The sequence below is a fragment of the Microbacterium sp. NPDC055903 genome (assembly GCF_053615555.1).
In genome coordinates this window covers 433,711-456,676 of record NZ_JBSHCA010000003.1, presented here as the reverse complement: position 1 = coordinate 456,676, position 22,966 = coordinate 433,711, and the positions used below count along the sequence as shown (strand labels likewise).

At 69.1% G+C, this 22,966-nt stretch carries 22 protein-coding genes and 1 tRNA gene; 17 read left to right on the top strand and 6 right to left on the bottom strand.

Features of this window, described 5'->3' with window-relative positions:
* Positions 1 to 47: 47 nt before the first annotated feature.
* Both ACWGJP_RS15975 and ACWGJP_RS15970 read right to left on the bottom strand, forming a co-directional pair.
* A complete protein-coding gene (locus ACWGJP_RS15975) occupies positions 48 to 980 on the bottom strand; it encodes a metallophosphoesterase (protein WP_452330786.1) in 933 nt (310 codons plus the stop codon).
* The gene (locus ACWGJP_RS15970) at positions 980 to 3,526 is read right to left on the bottom strand and encodes a transglycosylase domain-containing protein (protein ID WP_452330785.1); all 2,547 of its coding nucleotides are present in this window, start codon (positions 3,524 to 3,526) and stop codon (positions 980 to 982) included. The genes ACWGJP_RS15975 and ACWGJP_RS15970 overlap by 1 nt, the downstream gene beginning before the upstream one ends.
* 80 nt (positions 3,527 to 3,606) lie before the next feature.
* On the opposite strand from ACWGJP_RS15970, the gene ACWGJP_RS15965 reads away from it, so the two are divergent.
* Both ACWGJP_RS15965 and ACWGJP_RS15960 read left to right on the top strand, forming a co-directional pair.
* A complete protein-coding gene (locus tag ACWGJP_RS15965; RefSeq protein WP_452330784.1) occupies positions 3,607 to 3,831 on the top strand; it encodes a hypothetical protein in 225 nt (74 codons plus the stop codon).
* Complete coding sequence (locus tag ACWGJP_RS15960) at positions 3,828 to 4,289, top strand: RidA family protein (protein WP_452330783.1); 462 nt, start codon at positions 3,828 to 3,830, stop codon at positions 4,287 to 4,289. The genes ACWGJP_RS15965 and ACWGJP_RS15960 overlap by 4 nt, the downstream gene beginning before the upstream one ends.
* Positions 4,290 to 4,488: 199 nt before the next feature.
* Here the strand turns inward: ACWGJP_RS15960 and acs are convergent, their stop codons facing one another.
* The gene (gene acs / locus ACWGJP_RS15955; RefSeq protein WP_452330782.1) at positions 4,489 to 6,456 is read right to left on the bottom strand and encodes an acetate--CoA ligase; all 1,968 of its coding nucleotides are present in this window, start codon (positions 6,454 to 6,456) and stop codon (positions 4,489 to 4,491) included.
* A 358-nt stretch (positions 6,457 to 6,814) separates the two neighbouring features.
* On the opposite strand from acs, the gene ACWGJP_RS15950 reads away from it, so the two are divergent.
* The 13 genes from ACWGJP_RS15950 (at position 6,815) to ACWGJP_RS15890 (ending at position 17,987) form a co-directional block, all read left to right on the top strand.
* Complete coding sequence (locus ACWGJP_RS15950) at positions 6,815 to 7,807, top strand: TadA family conjugal transfer-associated ATPase (protein ID WP_452330781.1); 993 nt, start codon at positions 6,815 to 6,817, stop codon at positions 7,805 to 7,807.
* A 2-nt stretch (positions 7,808 to 7,809) separates the two neighbouring features.
* Positions 7,810 to 8,748: a type II secretion system F family protein gene (locus ACWGJP_RS15945; protein ID WP_452330780.1), complete on the top strand. Its 939-nt coding sequence runs from the start codon at positions 7,810 to 7,812 to the stop codon at positions 8,746 to 8,748.
* A gap of 60 nt (positions 8,749 to 8,808) precedes the next feature.
* Entirely contained in the window at positions 8,809 to 9,015 is a 207-nt protein-coding gene (locus ACWGJP_RS15940) for a DUF4244 domain-containing protein (RefSeq protein ID WP_452330779.1), read from the top strand.
* Entirely contained in the window at positions 9,015 to 9,374 is a 360-nt protein-coding gene (locus ACWGJP_RS15935; RefSeq protein ID WP_452330778.1) for a TadE family type IV pilus minor pilin, read from the top strand. Before ACWGJP_RS15940 ends, ACWGJP_RS15935 begins: the two co-directional genes overlap by 1 nt.
* Positions 9,374 to 9,703, top strand: coding sequence for an Rv3654c family TadE-like protein (locus tag ACWGJP_RS15930; protein WP_452330777.1), 330 nt, complete (start codon positions 9,374 to 9,376; stop codon positions 9,701 to 9,703). Before ACWGJP_RS15935 ends, ACWGJP_RS15930 begins: the two co-directional genes overlap by 1 nt.
* A 78-nt stretch (positions 9,704 to 9,781) precedes the next feature.
* Complete coding sequence (gene topA, locus ACWGJP_RS15925) at positions 9,782 to 12,616, top strand: type I DNA topoisomerase (protein ID WP_452330776.1); 2,835 nt, start codon at positions 9,782 to 9,784, stop codon at positions 12,614 to 12,616.
* Positions 12,613 to 13,242 (top strand): dTMP kinase, encoded by a 630-nt coding sequence (gene tmk / locus ACWGJP_RS15920; RefSeq protein ID WP_452330775.1) that lies wholly within the window; start codon positions 12,613 to 12,615, stop codon positions 13,240 to 13,242. Before topA ends, tmk begins: the two co-directional genes overlap by 4 nt.
* A gap of 79 nt (positions 13,243 to 13,321) precedes the next feature.
* A complete protein-coding gene (locus ACWGJP_RS15915) occupies positions 13,322 to 14,476 on the top strand; it encodes a DNA polymerase III subunit delta' (RefSeq protein WP_452330774.1) in 1,155 nt (384 codons plus the stop codon).
* Positions 14,477 to 14,544: 68 nt separating this feature from the next.
* A complete protein-coding gene (locus tag ACWGJP_RS15910) occupies positions 14,545 to 16,035 on the top strand; it encodes an alpha/beta hydrolase (RefSeq protein ID WP_452330853.1) in 1,491 nt (496 codons plus the stop codon).
* Positions 16,036 to 16,093: 58 nt separating this feature from the next.
* Positions 16,094 to 16,169, top strand: a tRNA-Thr gene (locus tag ACWGJP_RS15905).
* A gap of 65 nt (positions 16,170 to 16,234) precedes the next feature.
* On the top strand, positions 16,235 to 16,804 hold the full coding sequence (locus ACWGJP_RS15900; RefSeq protein ID WP_452330773.1) for an isochorismatase family protein: 570 nt from the start codon (positions 16,235 to 16,237) through the stop codon (positions 16,802 to 16,804).
* Positions 16,801 to 17,325, top strand: a complete 525-nt coding sequence (locus ACWGJP_RS15895; protein ID WP_452330772.1) for a DUF1697 domain-containing protein — start codon at positions 16,801 to 16,803, stop codon at positions 17,323 to 17,325. The genes ACWGJP_RS15900 and ACWGJP_RS15895 overlap by 4 nt, the downstream gene beginning before the upstream one ends.
* Positions 17,322 to 17,987, top strand: coding sequence for an IMPACT family protein (locus tag ACWGJP_RS15890; protein WP_452330771.1), 666 nt, complete (start codon positions 17,322 to 17,324; stop codon positions 17,985 to 17,987). Before ACWGJP_RS15895 ends, ACWGJP_RS15890 begins: the two co-directional genes overlap by 4 nt.
* On the opposite strand, the gene ACWGJP_RS15885 is transcribed toward ACWGJP_RS15890, so the two are convergent.
* Positions 17,953 to 18,162, bottom strand: coding sequence for a hypothetical protein (locus tag ACWGJP_RS15885; protein WP_452330770.1), 210 nt, complete (start codon positions 18,160 to 18,162; stop codon positions 17,953 to 17,955). The two genes, ACWGJP_RS15890 and ACWGJP_RS15885, sit on opposite strands and share 35 nt — an antisense overlap.
* A 25-nt stretch (positions 18,163 to 18,187) precedes the next feature.
* Here ACWGJP_RS15885 and ACWGJP_RS15880 point away from each other — a divergent pair, with 25 nt between their 5' ends.
* Positions 18,188 to 18,703 (top strand): CGNR zinc finger domain-containing protein, encoded by a 516-nt coding sequence (locus ACWGJP_RS15880; protein WP_452330769.1) that lies wholly within the window; start codon positions 18,188 to 18,190, stop codon positions 18,701 to 18,703.
* Between the two features lie 3 nt (positions 18,704 to 18,706).
* Here ACWGJP_RS15880 and ACWGJP_RS15875 read toward each other — a convergent pair whose 3' ends face one another.
* Both ACWGJP_RS15875 and ACWGJP_RS15870 read right to left on the bottom strand, forming a co-directional pair.
* On the bottom strand, positions 18,707 to 19,540 hold the full coding sequence (locus tag ACWGJP_RS15875; RefSeq protein WP_452330768.1) for a serine hydrolase domain-containing protein: 834 nt from the start codon (positions 19,538 to 19,540) through the stop codon (positions 18,707 to 18,709).
* 897 nt (positions 19,541 to 20,437) lie between these two features.
* Positions 20,438 to 21,094 (bottom strand): fasciclin domain-containing protein, encoded by a 657-nt coding sequence (locus tag ACWGJP_RS15870; protein ID WP_452330767.1) that lies wholly within the window; start codon positions 21,092 to 21,094, stop codon positions 20,438 to 20,440.
* Between the two features lie 154 nt (positions 21,095 to 21,248).
* On the opposite strand from ACWGJP_RS15870, the gene ACWGJP_RS15865 reads away from it, so the two are divergent.
* Positions 21,249 to 22,952, top strand: coding sequence for a cytochrome c biogenesis protein DipZ (locus tag ACWGJP_RS15865; protein ID WP_452330766.1), 1,704 nt, complete (start codon positions 21,249 to 21,251; stop codon positions 22,950 to 22,952).
* Positions 22,953 to 22,966: the final 14 nt, after the last annotated feature.

Genomic DNA, 22,966 nt, shown 5'->3' with positions numbered 1-22,966 from the left:
AACCGTTCGAGTCTACAACGAAACTCGGCCGGCGCCGAATCGACGGGTCAGCCGCGCGCCGTCAGCGTGAGGAGCGTCGCCTCGGGCCGACAGGCGAAGCGCACAGGGGCGTAGATCGAGTGTCCGCACCCCGCGCTGACGTTCAGGGGCACGGTGCGACCGTTATGCGTCCAGGTGCTCAGTCCCTTGGCCTGCTTCAGCGGGATGTCGCAGTTGGCGACGAGCGCACCGAAGCCGGGGAGGCACACCTGGCCGCCATGCGTGTGGCCGCCGAAGACGGCATCCGCACCCAGATCGACGAAGTCTCTCAGCACCCGCTGGTAGGGCGCGTGCGTGACGCCCAGCAGGGGTGTGCTCGCATCCCGCGGGCCGAGCGCCGCGATCGCGTCGGGGAGCACATCGAGACGGTCCCAGTCGCGATGCGCGTCGCTGACGCCGAAGAGGTCGAGATCGCGCCCGGCGACGTGCAGCCGGGCCGCGGTGTTGTTGAGGCCTGCCCAGCCGAGCTCGTCCTCGAAGTATGCGTTCATCGCTGCCGTGTCGAGGAGTTCCGGCTCCCGGTGCGTGGCGGAAGGCCCCGTGAAGTACCGCAGCGGATTGCGGGGCGACGGCGCGTGCACATCGTTCGAGCCGTGGACGTACACGCCGGGGATGCCGGCGAAGACGTCGAACGCCCGCCGGATGCCGTCGAGGCCGTCGCGGTGGCCCAGATTGTCGCCGGTGTTGATGACGAGATCGGGCTCGAGAGAGGCGAGCGAGGCCAGCCAGTCCTGCTTGCGGTGCTGCCACGGAGCCATGTGCGCGTCGGAGACGTGCAGGATGCGCAACGGAGCGGAGCCTTCAGGGAGCGCCGCGACGGATGCCTCCCGCACCGTGAACAGGTATCGCTCGATTCCGATGCCCCAGGTCGCGGCCGCGACGCCGACGGCCCCCACCGCGCCGAGCGCGATGAGGGCCGGAGAGACGGACGATCGCGTCATCAGTCGTCGTCGCCGTCACCGCTGCAGGTGAGCGTGATCGTCGCTCCCGGCGCGGCGGAGGCATGGCTCTGAGAGGTGATCGGATCGCCGCCCGTCTCGCAGCCGTCGCCTTGCACGAGGAACCCTGCCTTGGTGATCTCCTGAGAGCCTTGGCCGAAGTTCTTCCCGACCACGCTCGGCACCGCCGTCGCCGGGGCGTTGCCGGTGCTCGGCTGGATGGTGACCGTGGTTCCGCTCGCGACCTTGCCGGCGCCCGGCGACTGCGCACCGATGAGCCCGGCCTTCTCCGTGCTGTCGACGGCGCCGCCGACGGTGACCGAGAAGCCCGCTTCGCGGAGCGTCGAGGTCGCCTCATCGACGGTCATGCCGATGACGCTCGGCAGGTCGCTGAGCACGCGACGGGTGAGGTTCTTGTCGGGGGAGGGGAAGCTGTCGCCCCCGTAGATGTCGTTGGCCGCGCGCTGGATGTTCCTCGCGAGGGTGAAGCGCTTGTTGTTCAGCCCGTGAGCGCGGAGCGAAGCGTTGCCTTCCGCGTTGCCGACCCAGATGGCGGTGGTGATCTTCGTGCTGGACTCGATCATCATCGTCTGGGTGGCCTCGTGGGTGCCGGTCTTGCCGATGACGGGGACACCGTCGTTGGGTCGCGCCTGACCGCCGGTTCCGCCGTTCATGACACCGGCGAGAGCGTAGGCTGCCGTGGCGGCGACCTCGGGGGAGATCTTCTGCTCACACGACGATTCGGGGAGCGGCTGCTCCTCGCCAGACTGGTCGAGGATCTTGTCGATCGCCTTGGGCGTGCAGTAGACGCCCTTGTTGGCGACGGTCGCGTAGGCGCCGGCCATGTCGAGCGGAGAGATGTTCTTCGACCCGATGACGTCGCCAGGGTAGTTCGTGGCGGTGACGCTGGTGCCGTCTCCCACGTTCACACCCAGTCGCTCCGCCATCCCGTTGATGTCGCAGAGATCGAGCTGCTGGGCCATCGCCAGATAGCCGGTGTTGGTCGAGCGCGCGGTGAACTGCATCACCGTGCCGACCATGCCGCCGCCGCCGCCGGAGTTGCCGATGCGCGTGGGGTTCGGCACTGTGTCGCCGCAGATCGTGAACGGCGAGAAGGTCTGCAGGGTGCCGTTGAGCACCTCGTTGACGGAGTGACCCGCCTCGAGCCAGGCCAGCAGGGTGAACAGCTTGTACGTCGATCCGACGTTGAAGCCGCTCGAGCCGCCGTGCGCCTTGTCCGAGGCGTAGACGAGCGAGGTCGAGCCGGCGGTGCTGGTGGACGTCTCGTTGAAGTTCGTGTTCTGCACCATCGAGACGATGCGCCCGGTGCCCGCCTCGATCGAGACGCCGGCGGCACCCACGTTGATGCCCTCCATCGACGCGGGAACGGTGTCGCTCATGGTGTCGATGGCGGTCTGCTGGATGTCCAGGTTCAGCGTGGTGTAGATGTCGAGCCCGCCGCGCTTCAGGGTGAGCGCGCGCTCCTCGGCCGTGTCGCCGAAGGCGGGGTCCGATTCGATGATCGACTTCACGTACTGGCAGAAGTAGGCGTTCTTGCCCGCGGTGACGCAGCCCTGCTTCGCCTCGACGATGTTCGGCGTGATCGGCTCGGCGTAGGTCGTGTCGTACTGCTCTTGCGTGATCTTGCCGTCTTCGAGGAGGCGGTTCAGCACATAGTTGCGGCGCACCAGGGTGGCGGAGTAGCCGTCCTCAGCGCTGTTGACCTTCTCGCCCGCGTTGTTCGTGTACGAGCCCTCGGGGCGGTCGATGCGGAAGCGGTTCGGGTTCTGCACCATGCCGGCGAGCGTCGCGGCCTGGTTGAGGTTCAGCTTCGCCGCGGAGACGCCGTAGTAGCGCTGAGCTGCGGCCTCGATGCCGTAGGTCGTCCCGCCGAAGTTGGCGAGGTTCAGATAGCCGAGCAGGATGTCGTTCTTCGAGTACTCCTTCTCGATCTGGATCGCGTAGCGCATCTCCTGCAGCTTGCGCTCCATGCCGTCGACGCCCTGGGCGTTGGTCGCGTCGGTCCAGCACGCCTCGAGGTCTTCGGAGTACGTCTCGCTGCTGGTGGGGACGTCCTGCTCGCAGCGCTGCACGAGCACGTTCTTCACGTACTGCTGGCTGATCGTCGACGCGCCTCGGCTGGAGGTGCCGCGGGCGTAGTCGAGCAGCGCGCTCGCGGTGGCGGCGATGTTGACGCCGCCGTGGTCGTAGAAGGACTTGTCCTCACTGGAGAGAACGGCGTCGTACAGCACAGGGGCGACCTGGTCGTAGGTGACGGGCACGCGGTTCTGCTGGTAGAAGGAGGCCAGTTTGACGTTCGATCCGTCCGCACGCGTCGCCCAGATCGTCGTGGGCTCCATAGGAGCCGTCACGTCGAGGTCGTCGGGGAGCGAGTCGAAGAGGGAGATCGCCTGGGAGCCTGCAAGGCCGGTCATCGCGATCGCCGGGGTCACTGTCGCGGTCACGAGGACGCCGGCGACGGCGCTGAGAGCGACGAGCCCGACGAGACCGCCGAGCACGCCCTTCAGCGTGCGCTTGTTCTGGGGCATACGCTTGATCGTAGGGGAGTTCCCTGAAAAACCACTTCGACGGGGGAGCCGCTTCGCCGTCGCCGACGCGCAGGAGTGCCATGACCACGTGGGAGTACCTCACCACGCCGCTGCTGATCCACAACACCGCGGCCATCCTCAACAACTGGGGCAAGCAGGGCTGGGAGCTGGTGCAGGTCGTCCAGGGCCCCGAAGGCGGGCTCGTGGCGTACTTCAAGCGCCCCGCCGCGCAGGACGGCTCGAACAGCGCGGGCCTTGCCGCCGCTGAGCAGGCCGCCCGTCAGTTCGAGGGAGGCCAGGCATGAGCGTCGCGCAGCGCCTTGCCGAGCTCGGCATCGAGCTGCCCGCCGTGGCAGCACCTGTCGCGGCATACGTCCCCGCCGTCGTCCACAACGGTCTCGTGTACACCTCCGGTCAGCTTCCGTTCACGGCCGGCGCTCTGCCCGCCACCGGCAAGGTCGGCGCCGGGGTGGATGCCGAGGACGCGAAGGCCTACGCGCGCACCTGCGCGCTGAACGCGTTGGCTGCCGCCGCGGATGCCGCGGGAGGCCTCGACCGCATCTCCGGCGTGCTGAGGGTCGGCGGGTTCGTAGCATCCGATCCGTCGTTCACCGGCCAGCCGGGAGTGATCAACGGAGCCAGCGAGGTGCTGGGCGAGATCTTCGGAGACGCAGGACGCCACGCGCGCGCCGCCGTCGGCGTGCCGGTGCTGCCGCTGGACAGCCCCGTCGAGGTCGAGGTCACGTTCATCCTCGCCCGCTGATTCGCGTGCTTCGCTCGCTGAGCGTGTCGAAGCCTGCGCAGTCCCCGCCCCCTTCGACAAGCTCAGGGAGCGGGGACTGCGCGGTCAAGGAGCGGGTTCGTCACTTCTAGCTCGCTGAGCCTGTCGAAGCGGGCGGCCGAGGAGCGGGTTCGCAGCCCTGGCTCGCTGAGCCTGTCGAAGCGCGCGAACCCTGCGCGTCCTACTTCACCTGCGCCGAGATGATGCTCATCACGGCCGTGTCCGCCAGCGTCGTCGTGTCGCCGACCTCGCGCCCCTCGGCGACGTCGCGGAGCAGTCGGCGCATGATCTTGCCGGAGCGCGTCTTCGGCAGCTCGCCCACGATGTAGACGTCGCGCGGACGCGCGATCGGGCCGATCTGCTCGCCCACCCACTGCCGCAGCTGCGTCGCGAGCCCTGCGGCGTCGTGCCCGGAGAGGTAGCTCTCCTTGATGATGACGAAGGCCACGACGGCCTGGCCGGTCGTCTCGTCGGACGCCCCGACGACAGCCGCCTCGGCGGTGGCCTCGTGGGCGACGAGGGACGATTCGATCTCGGCCGTCGAGAGCCGGTGCCCTGAGACGTTCATCACGTCGTCGACCCGGCCGAGGAGCCACAGATCGCCGTCCTCATCAAGGCGCGCGCCATCGCCGGCGAAGTAGTAGCCCTGGTCGGCGAACTTCTCCCAGTACGTCTCCACATAGCGCTCAGGGTCGCCCCAGATCCCGCGGAGCATGCTGGGCCATGGCTCGGTGATCACGAGCAGCCCGCCGTTGCCGTTGCCGACTTCGGCGCCCGTCTCATCGACCACATCGATCGAGACGCCGGGAAGGGGCACCTGTGCGGAGCCGGGCTTGGTCGCGGTGATGCCGGGGAGCGCGGAGACCATGATCGCGCCGGTCTCGGTCTGCCACCAGGTGTCGACGATCGGGGCGGAACCCGCACCGATCACATCGCGGTACCAGATCCACGCCTCGGGGTTGATCGGCTCTCCCACCGAGCCGAGCAGACGCAGGCTCGACAGGTCGAACTGCGCCGGAGTCTTGCGACCGATCTTCATGAAGGAGCGGATCGCCGTCGGCGCGGTGTAGAAGATGGTCACGCCGTACTTCTCGATGATCTCCCACCAGCGGCCGGGATGCGGGGCATCCGGCGTTCCCTCGTAGAGCACCTGCGTGGCGCCGTTCGCGAGCGGGCCGTAGGCGACGTAGGTGTGGCCAGTGATCCAGCCGACATCGGCCGTGCACCAGTAGACGTCGGTCTCGGGCTTCAGATCGAACACGTTGCGGTGCGTGTATGCGGCCTGCGTGAGGTATCCGCCGGAGGTGTGCAGGATGCCCTTCGGCTTCCCGGTGGTTCCGGAGGTGTAGAGGATGAACAGCGGGTTCTCCGCGGGGAACGCCTCTGCGGCGTGCTCGGCGGAGGCCGCGGGAACGACGTCGTGCCACCAGAGGTCCCGGCCCTCGACCCAGTCGACCTCGTTCTCGCCGCGGCGGACGACGAGCACGTGCTCGACGGTCTGCTGCTCGCCCTCGCCACGGTCGCCGAGCGCCTGGTCGACGGCGGGCTTCAGGGCGGAGACCCGGCCCTTGCGGTATCCGCCGTCGGCGGTGATGACGAGCTTCGCGCCGGCGTCGTCGATGCGTGAGCGGAGGCTGTCGGCGCTGAAGCCTCCGAAGACGACGGAGTGGATCGCGCCGAGGCGGGCGACGGCCAGCATCGAGACGACGGCCTCGGGGATCATCGGCAGGTAGATCGCGACTCGGTCGCCCTGTCCGATGCCGAGACCTGCCAGCACGTTCGCCGTGCGCTTGACCTCGTCGGTCAGCTCTGCATAGGTGATGCGCCGGGAATCACCTGGCTCGCCCTCCCAGAGGATGGCCACGCGGTCACCCGCGCCTGCCTCGACGTGGCGGTCGAGGCAGTTGTAGGCGACGTTGAGCGCGCCGTCGGCGAACCACTTCGCGAACGGCGGCGTCGACCAGTCGAGCACCTGGGTGAAGGGGGTCTGCCAGTGAAGCAGATTCTCGGCCTGCTCGCCCCAGAACGCCTCGCGGTCCTCGGCAGCGCGATCGTAGAGGGCGGGGGTTGCCACCGCGTTCGCCGCGAACTCGGCAGAGGGAGAGAAACGGCGGGTCTCGTCGAGGAGGTGGTCGATCTGGCTGCTCATGGCGCGCTCCTTTGCGGCGTGACGTGTCGCGCGGGCGCGCGGCGGTGACATCGTGAATCTAGTCGGGGGCTCGGACATCCCATACTGCCGAAAGTCGGTATGGTTCCTGGTTTTGTCAGGACGGTTGCGGTGCGTACACTCGACGTCAGCCGAATTCTCATTCCGGCCTTCGCGCGCCCGCAATCCCCCGAAGCGGCCGCGTGGTGGGCGGCATCTCATTCCCCCCATGAGGTGCCGCCCATTTCCGTTCCGACACGCGTCGAGGCCGCTCCCGCACTCGTTCTGCACCTCCACGCGTTATGCACCGTCGGCGGGTGGTGGGCCTCCACCGGCACACCGCGCGACCTAGCGTCGGGGCATGGTCACCCCGTTCGTCATCGCACCCCAGGTCGGCTCCTCCGATCCGGGATCGGCGCAGGCCCTGGATCCCGCCTTCGGCCCGCTGGCGCTGCACTGCGCCGATCCCGCTGTGACGGATGTCTTCGTGAACGGCTCCGGCGGGCTGTTCGTCGACCGCGGAGACGGCGCTGAGGAGATCCAGGAGTGGAGCGCCTCCGAACGAGAAGTGCGCGACCTCGCGGTCGCCCTCGTCGGCCTCGGCGGTCGGCACCTCGACGACCAGTCGCCGTGCGTCGACGTCCGTCTTGCGCGGGGCATCCGCGTGCATGCGGTGCTCGCCCCCGTCTCGACCGGCGGCACGGCGCTGTCGATCCGCATCCCCCGAGGCGACGTCGGAGACCTGGATGCGCTGTCCGCACGCGGCTGCTTCCCGCCCGCCGGGCGCGCCTGGCTCGAGGGCCTCGTCACAGCGAGGGAGAACATCCTCATCACCGGTGGCACAGGTTCAGGCAAGACCACGCTGCTTAGCGCCCTGCTGACCGCCGCGCCCGATAAGGACAGGATCGTCACGATCGAGGACGTCGCCGAGCTGCGCCCCGCCCATCCGCATCACGTCGCCCTCGAGGCCAGGCAGGCCAATCTCGAGGGCGCGGGGGCGATCACGCTCGCCCGACTGGTGCGGGAGTCCCTGCGGATGCGTCCAGATCGCCTCGTCGTCGGCGAATGCCGCGGTGAAGAAGTGCGCGAACTGCTGACCGCTCTGAACACCGGTCATGACGGAGGCGCGGGAACGCTGCATGCCAGCAGCCTCGCCGATGTCCCGGCCCGGATGGAGGCGCTCGGCGCGCTTGCGGGCATGGATGCGGTCGCCCTGGCGAGGCAGGCGGTCAGTGCCTTCACCATCGTCCTGCACCTGGGCAGGGGAGCGGATGGCATCCGACGCATCGAGCGCGCAGGGCGTTTCGTCCTGGCCGGTGACCGGTTGTCGATCGAGGAGGTGACACCGTGGTGAGGATGCTTCGTGCCTCCCGGGGTGCACGCTTTCTGCGGCGTTCCGCGCGGCGCGACGCCGCCGCGGCAGGTCCCTCGACCGAGCAGGCCTCGGCGACCGTTCGCACTCTCGCCGTGCTGCTCCAGGCAGGGGCGCGCCCCGACTCGGCGTGGCGGCACCTCGCGGGCATCGGTGACGACGTCGCAGCGCGCGTCATCGAGAGGCACGAGCGCGGTGGGGGAATCGCCGAGGCCATCGAGGTCGAGGGCGGGGCCTGGACGGATGTCGCCGCGGCGTGGCAGGTGGCCACGGCCGTCGGAGCACCTCTCGCCGAGGTGCTGCGCGCGGTCGCCGAGGCCATGCAGGATGCGGCGACCGCCGTCGACGACGTCCGAGTCGCGCTCGCGGAGCCGGCAGGCACAGCGAAGCTTCTGCTGTGGATGCCGTTGGCGGGCCTCCTCCTCGGCTTCGCCCTGGGCTTCGACACGCTCTCCGTCGTGACCACGCAGCCCATCGGGATGCTCTGTGTAGCGGCGGGCCTCGCCCTCGTCCTCGTGGCCCGATTCTGGACGGGGCGGCTCGTGCGCGGCGCGCAGCCGGACGAGCGGACGCCGGGCATGCACACGGAACTCGTGGCGGTCGCGCTGTCTGGCGGCGTATCCGTCGATCGGGCGCTGGGGCTCGTCGCCGACAGCGCCGTCGCCGGTGAAGACGGCAGCGCTCGCACAGCGGAGGTGCTCGATCTCTCGCGGGCGGCCGGCGTGCCCGCGGTGGAGCTGCTCCGCGCGGAGGCCGCCAGGGAGAGGCACTCCGCGCGGGTCGCGGGACGGCTGCGTGCGGCGCGGCTGTCCTCCCGGCTGCTCATTCCGCTCGGAGTGTGCACGCTGCCCGCATTCCTCCTGCTGGGCGTCGCGCCGCTTCTGCTCAGCGTGCTCGCCACGACGCCGCTGCCGTTCGGATGAACGCGCACGCAGACCTCCGCTCGCGACCGCGGCGCGGATGCACAGAGAGAAAGGAACATCATGAACGGACACGAGGCGCTGCCGGCGCTGACACGGTCTCGGGCGGCGAGGCTCTTCGCCGATGAATCCGGCGCCGCCACGGCGGAGTATGCGATCACGACGATGGCGGCCGTGGCGTTCGCCGGGCTGCTCGTCGTCATCATGCGCTCCGACGAGGTTCGCGGCATCCTGACCGATCTCGTCCGCAGGGCGCTGACGGTGTCGTGATGCCGCTGCACCGCTACCGCGGCCGGTGTCGCGGAGACGAGGGCTCGGCGGCTGCCGAGCTCGCCATCGCGACGCCGGCCGTGCTCCTCGCCCTGCTGCTGGGCGTCTCCGCGCTCGGGGCGGCGGCCACGCAAGTGGCGCTGCAGGATGCCGCAGCCGATGCCGCGCGGCTGATCGGCCGTGGCGAGCCCTCGGCGGCGGCCGCATCCGTCGTCGCCGAGGCGGTCGCCGGCGCGGGGATCGATACGGCGCAACGCGGCGACCTCGTCTGCGTCACAGCGAGCGCGAGCATGCCGGTCGGCGGCGTCCTGCGCATCCCGCTGCGGGCGGCGAGTTGCGCACTTGCCGGAGGGCTCTGATGGCCGGCACATCGCTGGCCTGCGGCGTCCTGCTCGTCGCGGCGACGCTGACCGCAGGGCTGGCGGGAGTAGGAGGCGCGGCCGTCACGGCGCAGCGCGCGGCGGGCGCTGCGGATGCGGCAGCCCTCGCCGCGGCGGATGTCTCATCCGGAGCCGTGCCTTCCGTGGAGGAACCCTGTGCGGTGGCGGCGCGGGTGGCCGCAGCCGCGGGAGCGAGTCTGGTCCGCTGCGAGCTGAGCGGGCTGACAGCGACCGTCGAGGTGCAGGCGAAGTACGCTGGGATGGCTGCTGTCTCCCGCGCCCGTGCAGGGCAACCCGAGGGATCGTGACGGCGGCGCGTACGGCACCGCTGCAACCCACTCCAAGACAGCGGTGTGTATGGTGTGCTTCGAAGAAAGGATGCACCCTTGGCTGAAGGCAAGAAGCTCGTCATCGTCGAGTCTCCGACGAAGATGCGGTCGATCCAGGGGTACCTCGGCGATGGATACGAGGTGCTCAGCTCGGTCGGCCACATCCGCGACCTTGCGGACAAGAAGGACATCCCCGCTGCCGACAAGCAGGCCTACGGGAAGTACTCCATCGACGTCGAGAACGGCTTCGATCCGTACTACGTCGTCTCCGACCGCAAGACGAAGACGGTCGCAGAGCTCAAGCGGGCGCTGAAGTCGGCGGACGAGCTCCTGCTCGCCACTGATGAGGACCGCGAGGGCGAGGCGATCGCCTGGCACCTGCTGGAGACGCTCAAGCCGAAGGTCCCCGTCAAGCGGATGGTCTTCCACGAGATCACCAAGGACGCCATCCAGGCCGCCGTCGGCAACACGCGTGAGCTCGACCTCGCGCTCGTCGACGCCCAGGAGACGCGCCGCATCCTCGACCGTCTGTACGGCTGGGATGTCTCGCCCGTGCTCTGGTACAAAGTCAAGACCGGCCTCTCCGCCGGGCGCGTGCAGTCGGCTGCCACTCGCATGATCGTCGACCGTGAGCGCGAGCGCATGGCCTTCGTGTCCGCGGACTACTGGGACGTCGAGGCCACGGCGTCGTCCGCGAGCGCCTTCCGGGTCCGGCTCGCCCGCGTCGACGGCGGGCAGCTCGCCCGGGGCACCGACTTCGACGACACCGGAAAGCTGAAGAAGGCCGTCGTCGTGCTCGACGAGGCCGCAGCGCACGCTCTCGCGCAGGCGGTCGATGCGGCCGGAACCGGCTCGGTCACCAAGGTCGAGGCCAAGCCGGGCACCCGCAGCCCCTATGCGCCCTTCACCACCTCCACGCTGCAGCAGGAGGCTGGGCGCAAGCTCTCGATGAGCGCGAAGCAGGCGATGAGCGTCGCGCAGCGTCTGTACGAGAAGGGTTTCATCACCTATATGCGCACCGACTCCACGGCGCTCAGCACCCAGGCGGTGCAGGCGGCCAGGAGCCAGGCGGTGTCCCTCTACGGCGACAGCGCCGTGCCGCTGAAGCCGCGCGTCTACAAGTCCAAGAGCAAGAACGCGCAGGAGGCTCACGAGGCCATCCGCCCATCCGGTGAGACCTTCCGCACGCCGGCATCCGTGTCGGCCGAGCTCGACCGCGAGGAGCAGCGGCTCTACGACCTCATCTGGAAGCGCACCGTCGCCAGCCAGATGGCGGATGCCAAGTACGAGACCACCACGGTCACCATCGCCGTCCAAGCGGGATCGCAGCTGGCGGAGTTCACCGCATCCGGAACCGTCTACACCTTCAAGGGCTTCCTCGAGGCCTACGAGGAGGGCAGGGACGAGAAGCGCAATGCGCAGGACTCCGAGGCCTCCCAGTCGCTTCCGATCGTTGCCGTCGGTGACGAGCTGTCGATGACCGAGTCCGAGGCGAAGGGGCACAAGACCTCGCCGAAGCCGCGCTACACCGAGGCATCGCTCGTGAAAGCCCTCGAGGAGCACGGCATCGGCCGTCCGTCCACCTTCGCCAGCATCATCGGCACGGTCATCGACCGCGGCTACGCCACCAAGCGCGGCCAGGCCCTCGTTCCGACCTGGCTCGCCTTCAGCGTGGTCCGCCTCCTCGAAGAGCACTTCGCAGACCTCATCGACTACGACTTCACGGCCGCCCTCGAGGACGACCTGGACGCCATCGCGCGAGGCGAGCAGAACCGCGTGGAGTGGCTCAAGGAGTTCTACTACGGCTCCGAGGCGCAGGTCGGTCTGCGTCAGGTCGTCGACAATCTCGGCGAGATCGACGCGCGTGCGCTGAACTCGACGAGGATCACCGACACGGCGACGCTGCGCTTCGGCAAGTACGGCCCCTACCTCGAGGTGGCGAACCCGGATGCCCCGGACGAGAAGCCGCGCATCGTCAACGTGCCGGAGGACCTCGCCCCCGACGAGCTCACCGCCGCCAAGGCGCAGGAGCTCATCGACGCCCCCGTCGCCGGCGATCGCGTCCTCGGCGAGAACCCGGAGAACGGCAAGGTCATCGTCGTCAAGGACGGCCGCTTCGGGCCGTACGTCCAGGAGAACGACCCCGTCGACCCTGATTCCGTCGACGAGGCCACCGGCGAGGTCGTCGAGACCAAGCCGAAGCGCGGCGCGAAGAAGGAGGCGGCGCCCAAGCCCCGCACCGCGTCGCTGTTCCGGTCGATGTCGGTCGACACGATCGATCTCGACACCGCCTTGATGCTGCTCAGCCTTCCGCGGGTGGTCGGCACCGACCCCGAGAGCGGCGACGAGATCACGGCGCAGAACGGCAGGTTCGGGCCGTATCTGAAGAAGGGCACCGATTCCCGCTCGCTCGAGAGCGAGTCGCAGATCTTCGATGTGACGCTCGACCAGGCCCTCGCGATCTACGCGCAGCCGAAGTACGGTGCAGGGTCGCGACGGGCATCCAGCGCGCTCGCCGAGTTCGAGGCCGACCCCGTGAGCGGGAAGCCGATCCGCATCCGCGACGGACGCTTCGGCGCCTACGTCACCGACGGCGAGACGAACGTGACGATCCCGCGCGGCCAGCAGGTCGCCGACATCACCTTCGAGATCGCCGTGCAGATGCTCGCCGACAAGCGCGCGAAGGGCCCGGCGCCCAAGCGCGGTGCGGCGAAGAAGGCCCCCGCGAAGAAGGCGCCCGCGAAGACCGCGGCCAAGAAGGCGCCTGCGAAGAAGAGCGCCGCCAAGGCCCCGGCCAAGACGGATGCGGAGAAGGCCGCCGCCCGCTCGGCGGCGGCGAAGAAGGCCGCCGCGACGCGTGCGGCCAACGCGGCGAAGAAAGCGAAGGCGTGACCGTCGGCCCCGGCCTCTGGATCACTCTCGAGGGCGGCGACGGCGCGGGCAAGACCACCCAGTCGAACCTCCTCGAGTCCTGGCTCGCCAAGTCGGGGCGCTCCGTGCTCCGCACGCGGGAGCCAGGGGGGAGCGAGGTGGGCAGGCTCATCCGGGATATCGTCCTGCACCACCGCGGCGACATCGCCCCTCGCGCCGAGGCGCTGCTGTACGCCGCAGACCGGGCGCATCACATCGCCACGGTCGTCCGTCCGGCGCTGGCCCGCGGTGAGGTCGTCATCCAGGACCGCTATCTGGACTCCTCTGTCGCCTATCAGGGCGCCGGTCGCGTGCTCGACGCCGACGAGGTGCGTGACCTCTCGCTCTGGGCCACCGAGGGCGCGCTGCCCGACCTCACGGTGCTGCTCGACCTCGACCCCGATGTGGCGAGAGCGCGACTCGATGCCGACGACAAGCCCTTCGACCGGCTGGAGGCCGAGAAGGCAGAGTTCCACACCCGCGTGCGAGAGGCCTTTCTCGCGCTGGCCGCCGCCGAGCCGGAGCGCTTCCTCGTGCTCGACGCATCGGCTCCGGCATCCGACGTCGCCGCCGCCGTGCGCGCACGCGTCGAGCCCCTGCTCGGCTGACTCCACCGACATGGCGCCCGCCTCGCGGACCCACGCGGGCGGATCAGTCGGTGTCGGCGCCTCCGGTTAGGCTGAAGGCATGCCAGCCGTCACCGCGTCGTTCCCATGGACGGACGTGTGGGGCCAGGATGCCGCCGTCGAGACGCTGCGCGCCGCAGCATCCGATCCGGCGGCCCTGTCGCACGCCTGGCTGATCACGGGCCCTCCGGGTTCTGGCCGCTCCACGCTCGCCTACGCCTTCGCCGCCGCGCTCATCGCAGACGGACCCGACGACGAGCACGCCATGCGCCAGGTGCTCGCCGGCACGCATCCCGATGTCACGGCCCTGCGTACCGACAAGGTGATCATCACCATCGCCGAGGCGCGCGCCCTCGTCGAGCGGTCGTACTTCGCTCCGTCCAGCGGCCGTTACCGGGTCATCGTCGTCGAGGACGCCGACCGCATGGTCGAGCGCACCTCCAACGTGCTGCTGAAGGCGCTCGAGGAGCCCCCCGAGCGCACCGTGTGGGTGCTGTGCGCGCCGAGCGAGGCCGATCTGCTGCCGACCATCCGCTCCAGAGTGCGTTCGCTCCGCCTGCGCGAGCCGGACGTCGACGACGTCGCACGGCTGATCACGCTGCGCACGGGAGTCGACGGCGCGGTCGCCGAGCAGGCCGCACGCCTCGCCCAGCGGCACATCGGGATGGCCCAGCGGCTGGCCACCGACGACTCCGCGCGGCGGCGCAGAGACGAGACCCTGCGCTCGGTGCTGGGCGTACGGGGCGTCAACGGCGCCGTCGAGGCGGCGGGGAGCATCATCCAGGCCGCGACGGACGACGCCAAGGCGCTCACGGCCGAGCGGGATGCCGCGGAGCGGTCCGCGCTCCTGCGCACGGTCGGCGTGGCCGAAGGGCAGGCCGTGCCGCCCGCGCTGCGCGCGCAGGTCTCGGCCCTGGAGGACGACCAGCGCAAACGCGCGACACGAAGCCTGCGCGACGGCATCGACCGCGTGCTCACCGATCTGCAGTCGCTGTACCGCGACGTGATCATGCTGCAGTTCGGCCGCGAGACCGATCTGATCAATCGCGAGCTGAGCACAGAGCTGCACGCCATCGCCGCCGATTGGCCGGTGGCACGTACCCTGGTCGTGCTGGATCATCTCGCTGAGACCAGGGAGGCGCTGGAGCGCAACGTCGCCCCGCTGCTCGCCCTGGAGAGTTTGCTCGTGACCATCGCGAGCGGGAGGAAACCGTGACATCTCGCAAGGCTTCTCGCCTCCGCCGCATCGTCGTCTCCGCCGCAGCAGCGGTCGGCGCGGCCGTCATGCTCTCCGGATGCCTGTACGCGGCCATCCCCGAGCAGGCGGCGCCCAGGCCCTCCACGACCAAGGCTCCCGACACGGCCGGCGTCTCCGAGGAGCTGCTGCCGTTCTACGGCCAGGAGCTCTCCTGGACCGCTTGCGGCACGGGCTTCGACTGCACGACGGTCACCGCCCCGCTCGACTGGGAGAACCCGTCCTCCGGCGAGGTGATGGAGCTCTCCGTCGTCCGCCACCAGGCCACCGATGAGGCGCTCGGCTCGTTGCTGACCAACCCCGGCGGCCCCGGCGCGAGCGGGGTCGAGCTCATCCGGGACAGCCTCGACTTCGCGGTGGGGGAGGACCTCATCGACAACTACGACGTGATCGGGTTCGATCCCCGCGGCGTCGGCGAGTCCACGGCGGTCACCTGCTTCGACCCTGCGGGCATGGACGCCTATCTCTACGACGTGCCCGTGGGTGAGCGCGGCAGCGCGGAATGGGAGCAGGAGCTCCTCGACGCCCACCAGGAGTTCGCCGACGCCTGCGAGGCGAACAGCGCAGGCATCCTGCCGTACATCACGACCATCAACGCGGCTCGCGACCTCGATCTGCTGCGCGCGGTGCTCGGTGACACCTCCCTGAACTATCTCGGCTACTCCTACGGCACCTTCCTCGGCGCCACCTATGCCGAGCTGTACCCCGAGAAGGCGGGGCGACTGGTGCTCGACGGCGCCATCGACCCTGCGACGAGCGGTTTCGAGGTGAGTGCCACGCAGGCGCTCGGCTTCGAGTCCGCGCTGCGCGCCTACATGCAGAACTGCCTCGACAGCGGCGAGTGCCCGTTCAGCGGCACGGTCGATGATGCGATGGCCGATCTGGCAGCTCTCCTCGCGACCGCCGACCGCGAGCCCTTCGACAACAGCGACGGGCGGCGGATGGGGGCGGACTCGCTCATGACCGGCATCATCTCCGCGCTCTACTCCGTCGACAGCTGGCCGTACCTCACCCAGGGTCTCGCGGAGATCCTGGAGGGCGATCCGTACACGATGTTCTTCCTCGCCGACTTCTACAACGGCAGAGACACCGACGGCTCGTACCTCGACAACTCGAGCGAGGCGTTCCGCGCCTACAACTGCATGGACTACCCCGTCGAGAACGATCCCGAGGCCGAGGCAGCAGCCGACGCCGAGATCGCCGAGGGCGCGCCGACCGTGGCGCCGTACTGGTCGGGGCCCGACTCGTGCGCGGTCTGGCCGTATCCGCCCACCGGTACCCGGGGAGAGATCCACGCCGAGGGGGCGGGGCCGATCCTCGTCGTGGGGACGACGAACGACCCCGCGACGCCCTACGAGTGGTCGGAGGCGCTGGCAGATCAGCTCGAAGAGGGCGTGCTGATCACGCGTGTCGGCGAGGGCCACACGGGATACAACAAGGGCAACAGCTGCGTCGACGACGCGGTCGAGGCCTACTTCCTCGACGACATCGTGCCGGAGGATGGCCTGCGCTGCGAGTGATTTCGTGTTGAGCCGCTCGACCGGTAGTATTGCTGATCGTGCCGCTCTCGCAGCGCACGCCGCCTTAGCTCAGTCGGCAGAGCATTTCACTCGTAATGAAAAGGTCGTCAGTTCGATTCTGACAGGCGGCTCCAAACGGACCGGCCCCGTGATGCGAAGAACATCACGGGGCCTTCGTCGTCCGGCGTAGGCTCAAGACATGACCAGGGCGCTTCTCATCGTCGACGTGCAGAACGATTTCACCGAGGGCGGCGCGCTCGCCGTCAAAGGCGGGGATGCCGTCGCCAGAGCGATCTCGGCGCATCTCGCCGATCATGTGGGGGACTACGACGTGATCGTCGCATCCCGCGACTGGCATGACGCGGACGGCGACAACGGCGGCCATTTCGCCACCGAGCCGGACTACGTCGACACCTGGCCCGTGCACTGCGTCGCCGGAACGTCCGGCGCCGACTACGACCCCCTGCTCGCCACGGATGCTGTCACGCATCACATCCGCAAGGGGCAGGGCGTCCCCGCCTATTCGATGTTCGAGGGCGTGACGGAGGACGGCCGCACGGTTGCCGATGTCCTCTCCGCGCACGGGGTGCTCACCGCGGACGTCGTCGGGATCGCCACGGACCACTGCGTGCGGGCATCGGCCCTGGATGCCATCGCGCACGGCGTGCACGTCCGCATCCTCACGGGGCTCATCGCCGGGGTGGGGGCGGAATCCAGCGAAGCGGCGCTCGCCGAGCTCGCGCATTCCGGCGCAGATCTCGTCCCGTGACCGGTACCGCGCTGCTGCTGAGGGCGGTCAACGTCTCGGGCAGGAACCGTGTGCCGATGGCGCGCTTGCGCGAGATCCTCGCGCCGGAACTCGGCGAGGTGCGCACCTATATCGCGAGCGGGAACGTCATCTGCGAGACACCGGCCGACCTCGCCGCCGTGTGCGCCTTCGTCCGTCTGGCGATCGCGACGGAGTTCGATGTCGACACCCCCGTCATCGCCCGCACGCACGAGCAGCTGACGGCGTCGATGGCGGCGCGGCCCTTCGCCGACGGCGAGGAGAAGTTCGTCCACGCCATGTTCTTGGAGGCACCAGCGAAGAGCGGCGCCGTGGAGTCGTTGCAGGACCGGCTCGTTCCCGGTGAGCGCATCGCCCTCGTCGGGCAAGACCTGTGGATCGACTACGCCGCCGGCGTGCAGAACACGAAGCTGACGAAGGCTGTGCTCGATCGCGCACTCGGCGTCGCGGGGACGGCGCGCAACCTCCGAACCGTTCGGACGCTCGCCGAGCTGACAGCATGACAGGCGACTTCCCCGCGACGATCGCCGCGACCGTCGAGCACGAGCTGGTCATCAAGAAGTCGCGGTTCATCGCTCACGTCGCGCCGGTCGCCTCGCCGGAGGACGCGGATGCCGTCATCGCCGGCATCCGGAAGCGCTTCTGGGATGCGCGGCACAACTGCTCGGCCCAGGTCACCGGGGCGACAGGTGATCGTGCGCGATCGTCCGATGACGGCGAGCCGTCCGGCACGGCGGGCGTGCCGATGCTCGAGGTGCTCCGGCGCCGGGGTCTCACCGATGTGGTCGCCGTCGTCACCCGGTACTTCGGCGGCGTCAAGCTCGGTGCGGGTGGCCTCGTGCGGGCATACTCCTCGGCCGTCTCTGAGGCGCTCGATCTGGCCGACCTCGTCGACCGTCGTCGGCTGGCACAGGTCACCATCGCGATAGCGCATGCGGATGCCGGACGCGTCGACAACCTGCTCCGCGACTGGGCGGAAGGGGCGGATGCCGTGTTCGGCGTCCCGGTCTACGGGGCAGATGCCGTCTTCGAGGTATGGAGCCCTCCCGATGCGCTCGCGGCGTTGGCGGAGGAGATGGCTGCAGCATCGGCCGGCGGTGTCGTGCCGGTCGTGACGGGCGTGGAGCGGCTCATGGACGTTCCGAGGGCGCGAGGGGTCGGCTGAGGGCAAGGGGCGGGGCTGCCGGATGCGCCTCGAGGTCGATGCGACGTGCGCCGCAGTCCGCGCAGCGCACGTAGAGGATGCGTCCCTCGCTCGTCGCATGCCGGGATTCGACGATCCAGCCGTGTTCGTGGATGTGGACGGGGCGGGGGATGGGGCGGGTGTGGAGCGCGGTCATGCATCCAGCGTGATGTAATGCCCTTATGCATCTCAACCCTTACGGAGAGTACGCGATCCTCCTGGCCGCATCCCTCGTCAACGACTGGCCAGAAGACAGGGAGGGCATCGAGGAACGCACGCTCGAGATGGGCATGACGATGGTCTTCCCCCCGGCATCCGACGACCATGCCGCGGTGCGAGCCGTGCTCGACGAATGGCTCGAGATCGTCGACGAACGCGACTCCGATGCCAGGGCGGCCCTGCTGAACACGCGCCTCGCAGAGGCGGCAGCCTATCCGCGGCTGACCAACCACGACGGCGAGGGCTGGCACCTGCACTACCGGGACGATGTGCCGTCGCTGCCCTTCGTGCTCAGGGCGATCATCAACCTCGGTACGGCGCTCCACCTCGTCACGCGAGGGATGAGCCGGCTCGGCCGCTGCCAAGCATCCCCGTGCACCAACGTCGTCGCGGACGTCACCCGGAACGGTCGACAGCGCTTCTGCTCCGTGCGCTGCGCGAATCGTGCGGCCGTCAGGCGGCACCGCGCCCGCGCGTAGGGCTCAGTGTCCGAGCGCCTCGATGACGGCATCCGAGAGCGGCGGCCACGCCTCGATGGCCCACGGGCCGAAATCGCGGTCGGCGAGTGCCACGCATGCGACGCCTGCGCGCGGGTCGACCCAGAGGAACGTCCCGCTCTGCCCGAAGTGCCCGAAGGTCGATTCGGCGTTTCGCGCACCCGTCCAGTGCGGGCTCTTCCGCGCCCGGATCTCGATCCCGAGGCCCCAGTCGTTGGGGCGCTGAGCACCGAAGCCGGGAAGCACGCCGTCGAGGCCGGGGAACGCCACCGTCGTCGCCGAGGCGAGGGTCTGAGCGGCGAGCAGCGTCGGTCGCTGGAGCTCCGCGGCGAAGCGGCTCAGATCGGCCACCGTCGAGACGGCGCCGGCCCCCGCGGAACCGTCGAGCGTGCTCGCGGTCATGCCCAGAGGGGTGAACACCGCCTCGTCGAGGTAGGTCGGGAAGGGGATCTCGGCGTGCTCCGCCAGCGTCGCGGCCAGCACGTCGAATCCACGGTTCGAATAGATCCGCCGCGTGCCTGGTTCGGCGCGAACCCGGTCATCGGCGAAGTCGAGCCCGGAGGCGTGCGCGAGCAGATGCCGCACCGTCGAGCCTTCGGGCCCTGCGGGGTCATCGAGATCGAAGACGCCCTCCTCGATGGCGATGAGGGCCGCGTAGGCGGTGAGCAGCTTCGTGACGGAGGCGAGGCGGTACGGGCGGGCGATGTCGCCGCGGCTGGCGAGGATCGTCCCATCCGCGGCCACGACGGCTGCGGCGGCGTTGTCGACGGGCCAGGAGCCCATCGGCCCGAGGGCGTTCTCAAGAGCGGGGTCGGTCACGGTTCCTCCTGAAGCCTCGTACGGTGAGCCCAGGAAATCCTTTCACACGGTGCAGGGGTGACCCCCGTGTGCGGCCGGTGGGCGGCATCCGGCGCCGCTGCCGTGATCCCGTGGCCGTCGATGATGGCGATCAAGCGCAGTCTTGGCTCAGACCTCGACTCTGCATCGCAGTCGTCCGCCAGATCGGCCCCATCCAGGCGTACGTCACGATCGCATGGCAGTTGCGACACCGAATATCGCACTGCGCGATTTCTGCGGCGATGGTGGCGAAGCCGAAGCCGTCGCGGACGAGTTGCATGAGCTCTGCCGCGAATGCAATCGCGCAGCATCACGCAGCTACCGTCGCGACTCGACGATTTCCGATTGAACTCCGACGGCTCCTTGGCCCGGCGACAGCTCCCGCAGACCTTCATGGGTCTGACGGTATCGCCAGGCTCCGACATCATGATGCGGTGGGCCCCGAGGGGCTCGAACCCTCGACCCGCGGATTAACCTGCCACTTCGGCTTTCGCCGCCGCCCAGAGGCGTTCGTGGTCTGGACTGTCCCTTCACCCTGGCTTGCGCTGTAGGTGCCACCCGTCCAGTCTCTACACCTTCCGGACTCGCGTCCGGCTTGGCTCGGGATTGCCAACTGGTTACCCAGGAAGGGTTCCCCGACTTTGAGTGGTGTCATCCCCGAGGTTTCCCTCGAGGCGCTCCTATTTAGTTGAAGTCCGATGCTCTGCCAACTGAGCTAGAGGCCCGCGCTCCAAGTCTAGACGCACAGCGATGGCTCCCGGCGACACAGCATCGCCGGGAGCCATCGCGTCTCGGTGAGCCGATCCTCCCCAGGTCGGCAAGCCACGAGTCACCGAGTGTTCCCGTGCCGCTCTCCCCTGAGAGCGGCACGGCCCGACCTCACTCGGCCGGGGGCATCAGGACCGTGTCGATCAGGTACACGGTCGCGTTCGCGGTCTGGACGCCGCCGCAGATGACGTTGGCGTCGTTGACCATCCACATGTCACCCTCTCCGGTGACCTCGAGGTCGGCGCCCTGCACCGTGGTGTGCATGCCGGCGATGTCGGCGGGCTCGATCTGCCCGGGGACCACGTGGTAGGTGAGGATCGACGACAGCGTCGCGGAGTCGGTCTTGAGACCTTCGATGGTGGCGGCATCGATCTTCGCGAAGGCGTCGTCGACCGGGGCGAACACGGTGAACTCGCTGCCGTTGAGGGTGTCGACGAGGTTCACGTCGGGGTTGAGCTGACCGCTCACGGCCGCCACGAGGGTGGTCAGGAGCGGATTGTTGGATGCCGCGACCGCGACAGGATCCTGCGACATGCCCTGAATGGAGCCCGCACCGTCAGGAACCTCCTCGGCGTACGCCTCGCAACCGGGACCGACGAGGTTCGCCGCCGGGTCCATCATCGGCGTCTCCTCCGAGGTCTCGGGAGCCGTGGGCTCCTCCGACGTCTCGTCCGCGGTGTCGGAGCTCATCGAGCATCCGGCGAGCACGAGCACGCTGGCGAATCCGAGCGACAGTGCTGCGGTCATCTTCTTCTTGGTGCTGAACATCTCTACCTCCGGGGATTCGGAACCACGGACCTCCCGTGGCGTCGAGGTCTCTTCGGAGCCCCATGAGGATCGGATGGGAGCTCGGCGAGGTTTTTTCTCCGGGCAATCCGATTCCGCCGTCGGAGCCGAAGAGGAGGCGACGGAAGGCGAGGACATGGACCTCATCATCATCGGGCTGCTCGGCGGCCTCATCACCGGCATCTCGCCGTGCATCCTGCCGGTCCTGCCGGTCATCTTCCTCACCGGCGGCGCGCAATCGGCGCGCTACGACGGCGAGACGGTGCCCGCGCGCCGCAGCCGTCCCTACCTCGTGATCGCGGGACTCGTCCTGAGCTTCAGCCTGGTGACACTCGTCGGCTCGCTGATCCTCGGTCTGCTGAACCTGCCGCAGGACATCATCCGGTGGGTCGGGATCGTCGTCCTCCTCGTCATCGGCATCGGGCTGCTGATCCCCCGGTTCGAGCAACTGCTCGAGAAGCCGTTCCAGTGGATTCCTCGAAAGAATGTCGAGAACCGGGGAAGCGGCTTCGGCGTGGGCCTGGCGCTCGGCACGGTGTTCGTCCCGTGCGCGGGGCCCGTGCTCGCCGCGATCATCGTGGCGGGCGCGACGGGCCGCGTCGGCGTCGGCACGGTGATGCTCACCGTCGCCTTCGCGGTCGGCGTGGCGATCCCCCTGTTGGTCTTCGCACTCGCCGGGCGCGGTCTCGTCGAACGCATCCGCGCCTTCCGCCGCAGGGAGCGGGGCCTGAGGATCGCCGCGGGGATCGCGATGATCGCGCTCGCCGTCGGGCTCGTGTTCAATGTCCCGCAGGCCCTGCAGCAATTGCTGCCGGACTACACCGCCGGGATCCAGGAGAACCTCGCCGAGCAGCAGGGCGATGCGCTCGACCTCGGCGGGCTGGTCACAGACGAGAACCGCGATCTGGACAACTGCACCAACGGGGCCGAGATGCTGGAGTCCTGCGGGACCGCGCCGTCCATCCGCGGCATCGAGCGGTGGCTGAACACGCAGGACGGCGCGGCGGTCGATCTCGAAGACCTCCGCGGCGAGGTCGTGCTCATCGATTTCTGGGCCTATTCGTGCATCAACTGCCAGCGCTCCATCCCGCACGTCGTCGCATGGGATGAGACGTATCGTGACGCAGGGCTTCAGGTGATCGGCATCCACTCACCGGAGTACGCCTTCGAGAAGGAGGCGGCGAACGTCGCAGCGGGTATCGACGACTTCGGCATCGAGTACCCGGTCGCCCTCGACAACACGCTGTCCACGTGGACGAACTACCGCAACCGCTACTGGCCGGCTCACTACCTCATCGATGCGCAGGGCGTCGTCCGGCACATCTCCTTCGGTGAGGGGAACTACGCGGCGACCGAGAAGCTCATCCGGGAGCTCCTGCAGGATGCCGATCCGAACATCGCCCTCCCCGACGCGACGGAAACCGCGGACGAGACGCCCGAGATCGGCGCGACCACGAGGGAGACGTTCCTCGGCTCGTCGAAGGACGTGAACTACGGCGGTGCCGGTCGATACGGCTCCGGCACGGACGACTACCGCATCCCTGACGACCAGCCGGCGGACACCTTCGCACTCGACGGCCGCTGGCAGGTCGAGACCCAGTACGCCACGCCTGCGGAGCCGACGGCCACCGTGCAGCTGTCGTACCGGGCCTCGGAGGTGCGCATGGTCCTCGCAGGGGCCGGCGACATCGTCGTGCGGACCGCCGACAGAGAGGAGCGCATCACTGTCGACGGCACGCCCCGCTCGTACGCCCTGATCGACGAGGATGCCGGCACCGAGGGCGTCCTCTCGGTCGACGTGCCGGAGGGCGTCCAGGTCTACTCGTTCACGTTCGGGTGACCACCGGCGGGGGA